General features: G+C 59.3%; 11 protein-coding genes. 7 read left to right on the top strand and 4 right to left on the bottom strand.

The window, feature by feature from the left end:
- Positions 1–128 precede the first annotated feature (128 nt).
- The gene (locus tag EDE09_RS08750) at positions 129–1412 is read left to right on the top strand and encodes an O-acetylhomoserine aminocarboxypropyltransferase (RefSeq protein WP_132409798.1); all 1284 of its coding nucleotides are present in this window, start codon (positions 129–131) and stop codon (positions 1410–1412) included.
- Positions 1413–1419: 7 nt separating this feature from the next.
- Positions 1420–1764: a cupin domain-containing protein gene (locus EDE09_RS08745; protein ID WP_112801947.1), complete on the top strand. Its 345-nt coding sequence runs from the start codon at positions 1420–1422 to the stop codon at positions 1762–1764.
- Between the two features lie 10 nt (positions 1765–1774).
- On the opposite strand, the gene EDE09_RS08740 is transcribed toward EDE09_RS08745, so the two are convergent.
- Entirely contained in the window at positions 1775–2242 is a 468-nt protein-coding gene (locus EDE09_RS08740) for a MarR family winged helix-turn-helix transcriptional regulator (RefSeq protein ID WP_132409796.1), read from the bottom strand.
- 151 nt (positions 2243–2393) lie between these two features.
- Between EDE09_RS08740 and EDE09_RS08735 the strand changes: the two genes are divergently transcribed.
- On the top strand, positions 2394–3212 hold the full coding sequence (locus EDE09_RS08735; protein WP_132409794.1) for an SDR family oxidoreductase: 819 nt from the start codon (positions 2394–2396) through the stop codon (positions 3210–3212).
- On the opposite strand, the gene EDE09_RS08730 is transcribed toward EDE09_RS08735, so the two are convergent.
- The 3 genes from EDE09_RS08730 to EDE09_RS08720 form a co-directional block, all read right to left on the bottom strand.
- Positions 3213–4466, bottom strand: coding sequence for a cytochrome P450 (locus EDE09_RS08730; RefSeq protein WP_132409792.1), 1254 nt, complete (start codon positions 4464–4466; stop codon positions 3213–3215).
- 39 nt (positions 4467–4505) lie between these two features.
- On the bottom strand, positions 4506–6263 hold the full coding sequence (gene ggt, locus EDE09_RS08725; RefSeq protein WP_132409790.1) for a gamma-glutamyltransferase: 1758 nt from the start codon (positions 6261–6263) through the stop codon (positions 4506–4508).
- 66 nt (positions 6264–6329) lie between these two features.
- Entirely contained in the window at positions 6330–7580 is a 1251-nt protein-coding gene (locus tag EDE09_RS08720) for a GGDEF domain-containing protein (RefSeq protein WP_165924142.1), read from the bottom strand.
- A gap of 377 nt (positions 7581–7957) precedes the next feature.
- Between EDE09_RS08720 and clpP the strand changes: the two genes are divergently transcribed.
- The 4 genes from clpP to hupB all read left to right on the top strand — a co-directional run bounded on the left by clpP (position 7958) and on the right by hupB (position 13448).
- Positions 7958–8590 carry an ATP-dependent Clp endopeptidase proteolytic subunit ClpP gene (gene clpP, locus EDE09_RS08715; RefSeq protein WP_105371981.1) on the top strand — a complete coding sequence of 211 codons (633 nt, stop codon included), beginning with the start codon at positions 7958–7960 and terminating at the stop codon, positions 8588–8590.
- A gap of 280 nt (positions 8591–8870) precedes the next feature.
- A complete protein-coding gene (clpX, locus tag EDE09_RS08710; RefSeq protein WP_105371980.1) occupies positions 8871–10148 on the top strand; it encodes an ATP-dependent Clp protease ATP-binding subunit ClpX in 1278 nt (425 codons plus the stop codon).
- 403 nt (positions 10149–10551) lie between these two features.
- A complete protein-coding gene (gene lon / locus EDE09_RS08705; protein ID WP_105371979.1) occupies positions 10552–12972 on the top strand; it encodes an endopeptidase La in 2421 nt (806 codons plus the stop codon).
- A 200-nt stretch (positions 12973–13172) separates the two neighbouring features.
- Positions 13173–13448: a DNA-binding protein HupB gene (hupB, locus tag EDE09_RS08700; RefSeq protein WP_007753405.1), complete on the top strand. Its 276-nt coding sequence runs from the start codon at positions 13173–13175 to the stop codon at positions 13446–13448.
- Positions 13449–13542 lie beyond the last annotated feature (94 nt).

The raw sequence follows: 13542 nt of genomic DNA, 5'->3' as shown, positions 1-13542 counted from the left end.
TCCTCTCTATTGTCGAGAGGATAGGCCCACAAGAACAGCAGTCGTTGACCAAGATCAACCAGTTTGGTTTTGGGAAGCCTGACAACAGGGCTTGGAAAAGATACGAGAGACATTGAGGGAGAGAGACTATGCCGACAATCAATCCGGGCTTTTCAACTCTGGCAGTTCACGCGGGCGCACAGCCTGATCCGACGACCGGAGCCAGGGCGACGCCCATCTACCAGACCACATCCTTCGTGTTCAACGATGCCGATCACGCCGCGGCATTGTTTGGCCTGCAGCAGTTCGGCAATATCTATACCCGCATCATGAACCCGACCCAGGCGGTGCTGGAGGAACGGGTGGCGGCACTCGAGGGCGGCACTGCGGGGCTCGCGGTCGCGTCTGGCCATGCGGCGCAGATGCTGACTTTCCACACGATCATGCAGCCGGGCGACAATTTCGTCGCTGCGCGAAAACTTTACGGCGGGTCAATCAACCAGTTCGGCCATGCGTTCAGGAATTTCGACTGGCATGTACGCTGGGCCGATACGGAAGATCCGGCAAGCTTCGACAGCCAGATCGACGCCCGCACCCGCGCAATCTTCATCGAGAGTCTCGCTAATCCCGCCGGCACATTCGTGGATATCGCGGCAATCGCCGAGGTGGCGCAGCGGCGCGGCATTCCGCTGATCGTCGACAACACGATGGCGACGCCCTATCTCGTCCGGCCGCTCGAACACGGCGCCGATATCGTCGTCCATTCGCTGACCAAGTTCATGGGCGGCCATGGCAACTCCATGGGCGGCGTGATCGTCGACGGAGGCACGTTCAACTGGTCGAAATCGGGCAACTATCCGATGCTTTCGGAGCCGCGGCCGGAATATGCCGGTGTCGTGCTGCACCAGACGTTCGGCAATATCGGCTTTGCCATCGCAGCCCGCGTGCTGGGCCTGCGCGATATCGGCCCTGCGATCTCGCCTTTCAACGCCTTCATGATCCTGACCGGCATCGAGACCTTGCCTTTGCGCATGCAGAAGCATTGCGACAATGCCGCCGCCGCCGCCAAATGGCTGAAGGGGCACCCGAAGGTTGCCTGGGTTCGCTATGCCGGTCTGGAGGGCGATCCGAACCACGCCCTGCAGACGCGGTATTCGCCGAAAGGCGCCGGTTCGGTCTTCACCTTCGGCATCACCGGCGGCTACGAGGCGGGCAAGACCTTTGTCGAAAGCCTGCAGCTTTTCTCCCATCTGGCCAATATCGGCGACACCCGTTCGCTGGTCATCCACCCGGCTTCCACGACCCACCGACAACTGACCGAAGAACAGCAGATCGCCGCCGGCGCCGGTCCGGACGTGGTGAGGCTGTCGATCGGCATCGAGGATGCTGCCGACATTATCGCCGATCTCGAACAGGCTTTGTCAAAAATCTGAGGAAAAAATGGCATTCTGGCTGACTTTCGACGCTGCTGCGATCGAGGCGGAAGAGGGCGCTCCGGGGCTCGACCGGGTCATTTCCGGTAGCCCCACCTTTCGCACATGGAATTTCGAAGAGGCCGATGACGGCCTCTATGCCGGCATATGGGAGGCAACGCCCGGCAAGTGGCGGATCTCTTACGACGAATGGGAATATTTCCACATTCTCTCAGGTCATTCGATCGTGACGGAGGATGGCGGCGAGGCCATCCAGTTGAAAGCGGGCGACAGCATGGTACTGAGACCCGGCTTCAACGGAACCTGGGAAGTGATTGAAACGACTCGCAAGGACTATGTGATCAGGGTCTAAGAGGCGGATTTCATTCTTTGTTGAAAGCCTTAGCGAATTCAGGCGAGGAGATGAAGGCAAGGCTGCGCCGGAATTCCTCGGACTTCTCCTTGCCAAAAGCTTTGTCGAAGTGATCCTGGGCAACCTGCCAACGGGCGGTTAGGTCCCGCTGCTTCGCGGTACCCGCATCCGTCAGCCGCACCCGCTTCACCCTACGGTCCGTCTGGTCGGGGGTAAGTTCGACATATCCGTCGCGGATAAGCGGCTTCAGCGTATGACCAAGCGCGGAAAGGTCCATGACCATGGTTTCCGCGAGGCTTTTCAGAGTTGGTTCGCCGGAGCGGACGATCTGCGACATGAGTGAGAATTGTGTGCCCTTAAGGCCGGTATCCCCCATGGCATCCTCATAGAGCTGGCCAAGTTGTCTGGCGGCGCGGCGTACTGCGCTGTTGCTGCAGTGAAGCCAAATACCGTCCTCGAGCTGATCTTTTTTCGTCATGGGACTTCTGTTTCGTCGCGACGCAGAGTGCCCGATTTTCCCTGGCTCTGCTACCGCCAATAAAAAATCTTCGCGCCTCTTGCACAGTCGTCTGGTCGCTTTCATCTATTTAGTGGTATATGCCAGTAAAATCCAGATCAGGAGATAAACAATGACTGAAACCTTGAAACTCGGAACCGCCTTGGTGACAGGTGCATCCTCCGGCATCGGCGCGGCTTATGCCGAGCGGCTGGCGCGCCGCGGCTACGATCTCGTCCTTGTTGCCCGCGACGAGGATCGTCTGAAGACCACCGCCGGGCGTTTGTCACGTGAGACAGGCGTCAAGGCTGATGTGCTTCGCGCAGATCTGACGCAGCGTGGGGACGTCGCGGCGGTCGAGATGCGCCTGCGGCGAGACGATTCGATCACACTTTTCGTCAACAATGCCGGCATTGGCCCTAAAGGCCCGCTGCTCAAGACCGAGCTCGACTATCTCGACCAGATGATCGATCTCAATGTCACGGCGGCAAATCGGCTTGCGGTTGCCGCAGCGCAGGCATTTGTCGGTCGCGGCAGGGGCGCTATCATCAATACGGCCTCGGTGGTTGCGCTGTGGCCTCAGGTCTTCAGCGGCACCTATACGGCAAGCAAGGCCTTTGTTCTGAGCCTGACGGAATCGCTGGCGACCGAGCTCGCGGGGACCGGTGTGCGTATCCAGGCGGTTCTACCGGGGCTCACCCGGACGGAAATATTCGATCGGGTCGGCGGATCGTTCGACAACATGGATCCGAACATGGTGATGAATGTCGGCGATCTGGTCGATGCCGCGCTGGCCGGTTTTGATCAGGGCGAACTGGTCACCATCCCGTCGCTTTCGGACAAGACACTCTATGACAGCTTTGAAAAGGCGCGGAGCGAATTGCAACCGCATCTCTCACTCAGCAAGCCGGCTTCCCGTTTTGGAGTCGGAGCGGAGACGGCAGCGACCTGATCAACGTCCCCACGAAAGATCAAGTCTCTCCAACCCATGGAAGTGGTAGACATCCTTGACCGACGGCGGCTTGGCGATATTGAGCCCCGGCAGCCGCCGGAAGAGGATCGGCAGTACCGTATTCAACTCCAGCCTTGCCAATGGCGCGCCGATGCAGAAATGGATGCCGGCGCCGAACGAAAGGTTCGGCGCCTCCTGCCGGTCTGGTTTGAAGGCCAGCGGATTTGGGAACTTTGCCGGATCGAGATTGGCGGCGGCGAGGATGAGGCTTACCTTGTCGCCACGCTTGAATGTGACGCCGTCGATTTCGACATCCTCCAAAGCCCAACGCTGAAAAATATGCACCGGCGCGCATATGCGTAGCGTCTCTTCGACCGTCCGTTCCGTTGCCGCCTCGTCGCGGAAGAGATCGGTCGCCGGCAGTCCGCTTTCCAGGATCACGCGAACCGAGTTGCCGATCTGGTGGACCGTCGCCTCGTGCCCGGCGTTCAGGAGTACGATGGTCGTCGATACCAGTTCGTCATCGGTGAGGTACTGGCCCTTGTGCTCGGTGTGGATCATGTGAGTCAGAAGATCTTCTCGCGGCTGACGGCGCCGTTCGGCGATCAGTCGCCTGACGTAATCGGCGAATTCTTTGGCGGCACGGTCTGCGGCGTATTCGTCCTCGCGGCTGCGCTTGAACATGTACATGCCCACATAGGCATGCGACCACTTGAGAAGTTGCGGCCCCATCTCGTCCGGAATGCCAATCATTAGGGCGATCATGGTAACCGGAATGATGTCGGCAAAGGATGACAGGAGTTCCGTCTTGCCCTCCTTCTCGAACCCGTCGATCAGCCGCTCCGCAAGGTCCGCGATTTCCGGCCGGAGCTTTTCGATGTGTCGGGAAACGAAGGCGCGATTGACAAGCGTGCGCAGCCGCGTGTGCTCCGGCGGTTCAAGCTCCAGCAGGGAATGACGCTCGGCCAGATCGAAATTTTTCAGATGCAGCTCTGGCTCCGGTAAGCCAAGCTCCTGGCGGCTGGCGATATGCAGGATCTGGCGGCCGAATCGCCGGTCACGTAGAAGCGCGTTCACGTGGTCGTAACCGGTGAAGAACCATTGCTTCTGCTCCGCCCAATAGAAGGTCGGGCAGTGCTCGTGGAGAGCCGCATAGACGCGGTTGGGATTACTGTAAAATGCCGGGTTGCGGCCGTCGAGAAAGACGCGGCGGACTTTCAGGTCGATGCGGAGGAAATCGGGCAGTGCTGTCATGCCCGATGCCTATCGCAATCTCTTCTACCGCGAAAGCCGCTATTGCCCGACCGCGGCTCCCTCGCGGCGAGGATCGGCACTGCCGGCCAGTCCATTTGCGGTGATCTCGATCGCATGCAGGCCGGAATTCATCTCGCCGATCTTCACCTCATATCCAAGCGCCTTCAGCGGCTCGGCAAGCTTCTCGGCGTCGGTCCCGGCTTCGATGTCGTAGGTGCCGAACCGGTTGATGAGATGCGGCTGCGCGACGATCTGCTCCACCGGCATGCCCCAGTCGATATAGGCAATGAGCGCTTGCGCGACGTAGCCGATGATCTGGCTGCCGCCCGGCGAGCCGATGGCGAGCAACGGCTTCCCTTCCTTCATGACGATCGTCGGCGACATAGACGAACGAGGCCGCTTGCCGGGCTCGACGCGATTGGCGACCGGCAGGCTGCCGTCATGGGTCTTGAAGGAGAAGTCAGTGAGTTCGTTATTGAGCAGAAAGCCGTTCGTCATCAGCCGTGAACCGAAGCCGCTTTCGATGGTCGTGGTCATCGAGACGACATTGCCTTCCTTGTCCACTATCACGAAATGGCTGGTGGAGGGCAGTTCGATCGCCGCGTCGCGGCCGAAGAGCAGGGCATGGTCCCATTCCGGCTCGCCAGCCTTCACCGCATCGGCGGCAAGCGGCTTGCCACCGTCGAGCAGGTCGGCGCGCTTGCCGAGATAGTCTTTCTTGAGGAGGCCTTTGATCGGCAGGGGCGTGAAATCGGCGTCGGCGAGATAACGTTCGCGATCTGCGAAGGCCAGGCGCTGGGCGTCGCCGATGATCCGCCAGCTTTCCACATTTTGCGGCCCGAGCGCCTTTACGTCGAAATTCTCGATGACGCCGAGCATCTGCCCGATGGCAACCGCACCGGAGGAGGGAGGCCCCATGCCGCAGACATCCAGCGCGCGATAGTTGAAGCAGACGGATTCTCGTTCCTTGATCCGGTAATTGGCGAGATCGGCAAGCGACAGAACGCCCGGATTGCCGGCCGCCTCGCGAACGGTCTTCACAATGGCCTCTGCAATCGGCCCCTTGTAGAAGGCGTCGGCGCCGCCCGATGCAATCGCCTTCAGCGTATCGGCATAGGCGGGGTTCTTGAGTGTCATCCCGGCTTTCAATGGCGCTCCGGCGGCATCATAGAAATAACCCCGAGGCCCGTCGTATTTCTTCAGTCGTTCGCCTTCGGCCGCAAGGAGTGAGGCAAGGCGGGGAGAAACGGAAAAGCCCTCCGCCGCAAGCTTTTCTGCCGGTTGGAAAAGACCGGCCCATTCCGCCTTCCCATAGCGTTTGTGCACGTCTTCAAGCAGGCGCACTGTACCGGGCGTGCCGACCGAACGCCCACCGACCACGGCGTCCATGAATTTCAACGGCTGGCCCTGCGCATCGAGGAAGAGTTTCGGTGTCGCCTCCATCGGCGCTGTCTCGCGGCCGTCGAACGTGGTCAGCTTAGCAGATCCCGCATCGTAATAGACGAGGAAGGAGCCGCCGCCGAGGCCGGAGCTCTGCGGTTCCACGAGCCCCAGCACCGTCTGGACGGCGACCATAGCATCAATCGCATTGCCGCCGTTGGCGATGATCTCGCGGCCTGCCTCTGCGGCGAGCGGATTGGCCGCCGCGACCATGAAGTCCTTCGTCTCTACGCGTTTTGCGGCGGTGAAGCCCGTCGCTCGTTCTGGCGCCACGGTGTCGGATGCTTGCTGGGCCGGCAGCGGCGCAGCCCAAAGCACCAAGGAAAATACAATGCCACTGAAAAGTCCCGTCCGCATGATGCATCCTCCGCAACGCTTTGCCCATCACCGGAATGTGGGCGTCCGGAGGCGAAGGGCAAGAGGTCAGCGCTGACCGAGGGCGGCCAGTTGTTTGAGCGCTACCACTTGGCGGTCGGCGCGCAGGTCGGTCGGGGATTCGTCTTCGCCCTGCCGATCGACGGCGGGAACGATGAAGGCTTCTATGCCGGTATCGATCGCGGTGCGGTCGCGGCCGCACTCCTTTGCGGTATAGAGAGCCCGGTCGGCCGCGGTGAACAGGAGATCGAGATCGGCATTGTCGGCCACTGCAAGGGCGATCCCGACACTCACCGTGACCTTGATCTGGTGGTCGCTGGCGTTGATCGTCTGTCGCTTTAGCGTGAGCCGGATTGCTTCCGCGATGCTGGCTGCCTCCACCATATCGCCCACCCGCAGGATGGATGCGAATTCCTCGCCGCCCATCCGGCCGAACGAACCGCGGCCTCGCAGCGACGTCTGGCCGACCATCGAGAAAGCGACCAAAACGGCGTCGCCCGCCTGATGGCCGCAGCGGTCGTTTATCTGTTTGAAGCAGTCAAGATCGAACTGCAGCATGGCGATCAGTGGCTTGTCACTCCTCAAAACGCCGCAGAGCCCGTGGAATTCGTCGATCAGGCCGCGCCGGTTGAGCGCGCCCGTCAGCGGGTCAGTCAGGGCCAATGCCTTCAGCTTTTCCTCCGAGCGTTCCGTCAGCAGCCTTGCAGTGCCGGCGACGAAGGCGATGAAGCAGAAGGCGGCGGGAAAAAAGAGGAGCGCGGCATTCGGGGCGGATGCGAAGGACACCGGGGGACGCATGATCGCCAATACGGCGCTGACCCCGTTTGCGAGGAGCTGGATGCCGATCAAGACCGCCAGGAAGCGGCGGGTCGAGCGGGAGGGGCCGTTGTTTCGGACAAGTATGCCGATCAGGATCGCATAGCCGACTATGGCCGCGCCGTTGTAGAGGACGACGCGGTTAGGGAAGCTCTCGCGCACCGGGTCGAGAAACATGCCAGCGATCCAGATGAGTGCCGGAATGGCGACAAAACCTCCGACTGATTTGCCATCGAACTGCAGAAAACCGGCGATCCAAAAGCCGACGCCGGTGAAGACGACAGTATTGGCGATCTCGATCGATACGAAGTCGGGGATATAGCCGCGCAGGGCCAGCAGCGTCACACCCAACCCATGGAGCGCAAAACCGCCACCCCAACTCAGGTAAAAGCGTTCTCGCTCATAGAACCAGCGTGACCAGAGAAGCACAGCAAGCGTCATCGCCTCGGCAGCCCAAATCACCAGGCCCGTCAAAATATCCACATCAAACCCCCACGCCCCAGTTTCGGGCACGGCCAGCATGACGGAAAGTCTTTAAAATGACGTTGCCGACCACGCTCGGATCCCGCCGAGGCAATCGAGCAGGGATTTTAAATACGCTCTCGATCTTCACCCCCGCTTTACTCTGATCCGTCAAAAACTTGTGCGGCTTGACAAAACCAGGTTCTGGCCGGCTGCGATCTCGGGAAAATCGCGATAGCGGTCAGTTTCGCACATCCTACGGCGATTAAGGATATCGGATGCTCCGTCTTGAAGTACCGGGCGTTGACACTCTATGTAGGGATGACCCATTCCATTTGATTCCGGAGCGCCTTTCTGCCTTCGGCCCGGGATCAAGAGAAGCTTGACAAAGGACGGACATGAGAAATCCAGTTGATACCGCAATGGCCTTGGTGCCGATGGTCGTCGAACAGACCAATCGCGGTGAGCGCTCCTACGACATCTTTTCGCGGCTTCTCAAGGAGCGCATCATCTTCCTGACCGGTCCGGTGGAGGATCAGATGGCGTCGCTCGTTTGCGCGCAGCTCCTTTTCCTCGAGGCCGAGAATCCCAAAAAGGAAATCGCCCTGTATATCAATTCGCCCGGCGGCGTCGTGACCGCCGGCATGGCGATCTACGATACGATGCAGTTCATCAAACCTGCCGTTTCGACACTTTGCATCGGCCAGGCGGCTTCGATGGGCTCGCTGCTGCTTTGCGCCGGCGAAAAAGGCATGCGTTTTGCAACCCCGAACGCCCGCATCATGGTGCACCAACCCTCGGGCGGTTTCCAGGGCCAAGCGTCGGATATCGAGCGCCATGCCCGTGACATATTGAAGATGAAAAGACGCCTGAACGAGGTCTATGTGAAGCACACGGGCCGCACCTATGAAGAGGTCGAGAAGACGCTCGACCGCGACCACTTCATGGCGCCTGACGAGGCCCAGGACTGGGGCGTCATCGACAAGATCCTGACCTCGCGTCTGGAACTTGAGGGTGGCGCTGCAGATTGAGTGTGATGGCGGATCCTGTGCGTCTCACCCCGTTGTGAGCAAAAAAGGGTTTCAAGTCGCACGGAAAGCGCTATTAGTACCTATTAATGCTGTGTTGAACTTTTGTGACATAGCATGCGTTTCTTGAGGGTTTCGTTGCCGCCGATCTGCATGGTGTGGCCGGATCGGTAGAGTACCCTTAGGGCAGGCGGTGCGTCAGTCCGTCAGGACGCGTGCCGGCGGGCTGTAGAGTGGACCGCGCCCGTTTGACGTGAGCGCGGAGTGCTGGAAGGAAAGTGATATGAGCAAAGTCAGCGGCAGCAACGGCGGCGACTCGAAAAATACCCTGTATTGCTCTTTCTGCGGAAAGAGCCAGCACGAGGTCCGGAAGCTAATCGCCGGACCGACGGTATTCATCTGCGATGAATGCGTCGAACTGTGCATGGACATCATCCGCGAAGAGAACAAGACCTCGATGGTCAAGTCGCGCGACGGGGTTCCGACGCCGCAGGACATCATCAAGGTTCTCGACGAATATGTCATCGGCCAGAAACAGGCCAAGCGCATCCTGTCGGTTGCCGTGCATAACCATTACAAGCGCCTCGCGCACGCCTCCAAGGGCGGCGATGTCGAGCTCGCGAAGTCGAACATCATGTTGGTCGGTCCAACCGGCTGCGGCAAGACCTACCTTGCCCAGACGCTCGCCCGCATCATCGACGTTCCCTTCACGATGGCGGACGCGACGACCTTGACCGAAGCCGGTTATGTCGGCGAAGACGTCGAAAACATCATCCTGAAGCTCCTGCAGGCTGCGGATTACAACGTCGAACGCGCCCAGCGCGGCATCGTCTATATCGACGAAGTCGACAAGATCTCCCGCAAGTCGGACAATCCTTCGATCACCCGTGATGTGTCGGGCGAGGGCGTCCAGCAGGCGCTTCTGAAGATCATGGAAGGCACGGTTGCCTCGGTTCCGCCGCAGGGCGGCCGCAAGCATCCGCAGCAGGAATTCCTGCAGGTCGATACGACGAACATCCTGTTCATCTGCGGCGGTGCCTTTGCCGGCCTCGACAAGATCATCTCCGCCCGCGGCGAAAAGACCTCGATCGGCTTTGCCGCAACGGTTCGTGCCCAGGATGAGCGCCGCGTCGGCGAAGTGCTGCGCGAACTCGAGCCGGAAGATCTCGTGAAGTTCGGCCTGATTCCGGAATTCATCGGTCGTCTGCCGGTTCTCGCGACGCTCGAAGACCTCGACGAAGATGCACTGATCCAGATCCTTTCCGAACCGAAGAACGCGCTCGTCAAGCAGTACCAGCGCCTGTTCGAGATGGAGGACGTGGAGCTGACTTTCCACGAAGACGCGCTGCGCGAAATCGCCAAGAGAGCGATCGTCCGCAAAACCGGCGCTCGTGGCCTTCGGTCGATCATGGAAAAGATCCTGCTCGACACGATGTTCGAACTGCCGGCTCTGGAAGGCGTCCGTGAAGTGGTGATTTCCGAAGAAGTCGTGCGCGGCACTGCGCGTCCGCTCTACATCTACGCGGATCGCCAGGATGAGAAGGCGAACGTTTCCGCCTGATCCGAGTGACCTGACAATAACCTTGAAGAGGCCCCAATGGGGCCTCTTTTGCTAAGCAGCATGACCTCCTGTTTTTTGATTATCCATGATTTTTCCATGGCGAAGAATTGCACGATATTCGCCTTGCATTAGAAGCGGCGCGGGAAGATCATCGTTGTTACGGCTGCTTCGTTTGTTTGCGATTGCAAGTGGGACTGTCGGCGATCATGTCCGTATCCTTGGCGTTCTGCGTAAGCGTTTGAGTTGAAGCACGCTTTGCAATAGCATTGTCACAATCCTCCGAGGCAGCAGGCTTGCAAGGCTTGAAATCGATTTTCAAACACTCCACTTTGAGCGGGAGTGAAATACCTGGGTGATTTGCCCAGAACGTTTCCCGGAAACGGGACGATGGAAAGGAAATGATATGACGAATTCAACGTCTGCGGCATCTGGCGGCGAAACCTATCCGGTGCTGCCGCTGCGCGACATTGTGGTCTTTCCGCATATGATCGTGCCCCTGTTCGTCGGACGGGAAAAATCCATTCGCGCGCTTGAAGAGGTCATGGGGTCCGACAAGCAGATCATGCTCGTCACCCAGATCAATGCCAGCGACGATGATCCCGAACCGTCCGCGATCTACAAGGTTGGCACAGTCGCCAATGTGCTGCAGCTCCTGAAGCTTCCCGATGGTACCGTGAAGGTGCTTGTCGAAGGGCGCGCCCGCGCCAAGATCGAAAGTTATACCGACCGGGAAGAGTTCTACGAAGCAAAGGCCGATGTCCTGGCCGAACCTGACGAAGATGCGGTCGAGGTGGAGGCGTTGTCGCGCTCCGTGGTTTCCGAATTCGAAAACTACGTCAAGCTGAACAAGAAGATCTCCCCTGAAGTGGTGGGCGCTGCAAGCCAGATCGAAGACTATTCGAAGCTTGCCGACACGGTCGCGTCGCATCTGTCGATCAAGATCACCGAAAAGCAGGAAATGCTCGAGACGGTTTCCGTCAAGCTGCGGCTCGAAAAGGCGCTCGGCTTCATGGAAGGTGAGATCTCAGTCCTGCAGGTGGAAAAGCGCATCCGCTCGCGCGTCAAGCGCCAGATGGAAAAGACCCAGCGCGAATACTACCTCAACGAACAGATGAAGGCGATCCAGAAGGAGCTCGGCGACGGCGAGGAAGGCCGCGACGAGATGGCCGAACTGGAAGAGCGCATCTCCAAGACGAAGCTGTCCAAGGAAGCCAAGGAAAAGGCCGATGCCGAGCTGAAGAAGCTCCGGCAGATGAGCCCGATGTCGGCGGAAGCCACCGTCGTGCGCAACTATCTCGACTGGCTGCTCGGCATTCCGTGGGGCAAGAAGTCGAAGATCAAGGCCGACCTCCACAATGCCGAAAAGATCCTCGAGCAGGATCACTTCGGTCTCGACAAGGTCAAGGAGCGCATCATCGAGTATCTCGCGGTGCAGGCCCGTGCCACCAAGATCAAAGGTCCTATCCTGTGCCTGGTCGGTCCTCCGGGTGTCGGCAAGACTTCGCTGGCTCAGTCGATCGCCAAGGCGACCGGCCGCGAATATGTCCGCATGGCGCTCGGCGGCGTTCGTGACGAGGCCGAAATCCGCGGCCATCGCCGTACCTATATCGGCTCGATGCCCGGCAAGGTCATCCAGTCGATGAAGAAGGCGAAGAAATCCAATCCGCTTTTCCTGCTCGACGAAATCGACAAGATGGGCATGGATTTCCGTGGCGACCCGTCTTCGGCCCTGCTCGAAGTGCTTGATCCGGCGCAGAACTCGACGTTCATGGACCACTATCTGGAGGTCGAATACGACCTGTCGGATGTGATGTTCATCACCACGGCGAACACGCTGAACATTCCGGCACCGCTGATGGACCGCATGGAAATCATCCGCATCGCCGGTTACACGGAAGACGAAAAGCGCGAAATCGCCAAGCGTCACCTTCTGCCAAAGGCAATCAAGGAACATGCGCTGCAGCCGAACGAGTTTTCGGTCAGCGACGATGCCCTGATGGCGGTGATTCAGCAGTATACCCGTGAAGCGGGTGTCCGTAACTTCGAGCGCGAATTGATGAAGCTCGCCCGCAAGGCGGTCACCGAGATCATCAAAGGCAAGACGAAATCGGTCGAAATCACGGCGGCCAACATTCACGACTATCTCGGCGTGCCCCGCTTCCGCCATGGCGAAGCAGAGCGCGAGGATCAGGTCGGGGTCGTTACCGGCCTTGCCTGGACCGAGGTCGGCGGTGAACTGCTGACCATCGAAGGGGTAATGATGCCGGGCAAGGGCCGTATGACGGTCACCGGCAACCTCAAGGAGGTCATGAAGGAATCGATTTCGGCTGCGGCATCCTATGTCCGTTCGCGCGCCGTCGATTTCGGCATCGAGCCTCCCCGCTTCGACAAGTCCGACATCCACGTTCACGTGCCGGAGGGGGCGACCCCGAAGGACGGTCCGTCCGCAGGTGTCGCCATGGCAACCGCCATCGTGTCGACCATGACCGGGATTCCGGTCAACAAGAATGTGGCGATGACCGGTGAAATTACGCTTCGCGGTCGTGTGCTGCCGATCGGTGGCCTCAAGGAAAAGCTGCTCGCAGCTCTCCGGGGCGGCATCACCAAGGTTCTGATCCCGGAAGAGAATGCCAAGGATCTGGCTGAAATTCCGGACAACGTGAAGAACAGCATGGAGATCATTCCGGTTTCCCGCATGGGAGAAGTGATCCGCCATGCGCTCGTTCGCCAGCCCGAGCCCATTGAATGGGACGGCACGGTGGAAACGCCGGTCATCGCGACAGTCGAGGGCGTCGACGACGTCGGCGCCGCGATCGCGCATTGATCGACAGGGTTCCGTATATGCCAATTTGGCACTGACCACTGAAAAAGCCGGCTTAAAGCCGGCTTTTTTTGTGAAAATTTTCGTAGACCCCTTGTTTTTCAGGCGATTGCGGAGCTTTTGGGTTGCCAAGGCCGGACGGAAAACTATTGTCGGCCCCGAAATACATGAGTCGTTCCAAAACCGTTGAAAGGGGTGGAAACATGAACAAGAACGAGCTGGTATCCGCAGTGGCCGAAAAGGCTGGCCTCTCCAAGGCCGATGCCGCATCCGCTGTTGATGCCGTTTTTGAGACCGTACAGGCTGAACTGAAGAAGGGCGGCGATATCCGTCTTGCCGGTTTCGGCAGCTTCTCCGTTTCCCGTCGCGAAGCGTCCAAGGGTCGTAACCCTTCGACCGGCGCTGAAGTCGACATTCCGGCACGCAACGTGCCGAAGTTCTCGGCCGGTAAGGGCCTGAAGGACGCAGTCAACAGCTAACGCGCTGCCTTTCAGGCACCCGTACAGTCTCGAACAAGAAAAGGCCCGGTTTCCGGGCCTTTTCCTTTTGGCGGCATTGTCATCTGCCTGTCAC

The organism is Neorhizobium sp. S3-V5DH, from assembly GCF_004343065.1.
In the GTDB taxonomy this organism is placed as follows: Bacteria; Pseudomonadota; Alphaproteobacteria; order Rhizobiales; family Rhizobiaceae; genus Neorhizobium; species Neorhizobium huautlense.
This window is presented reverse-complemented; position numbering and strand designations above follow the sequence as displayed.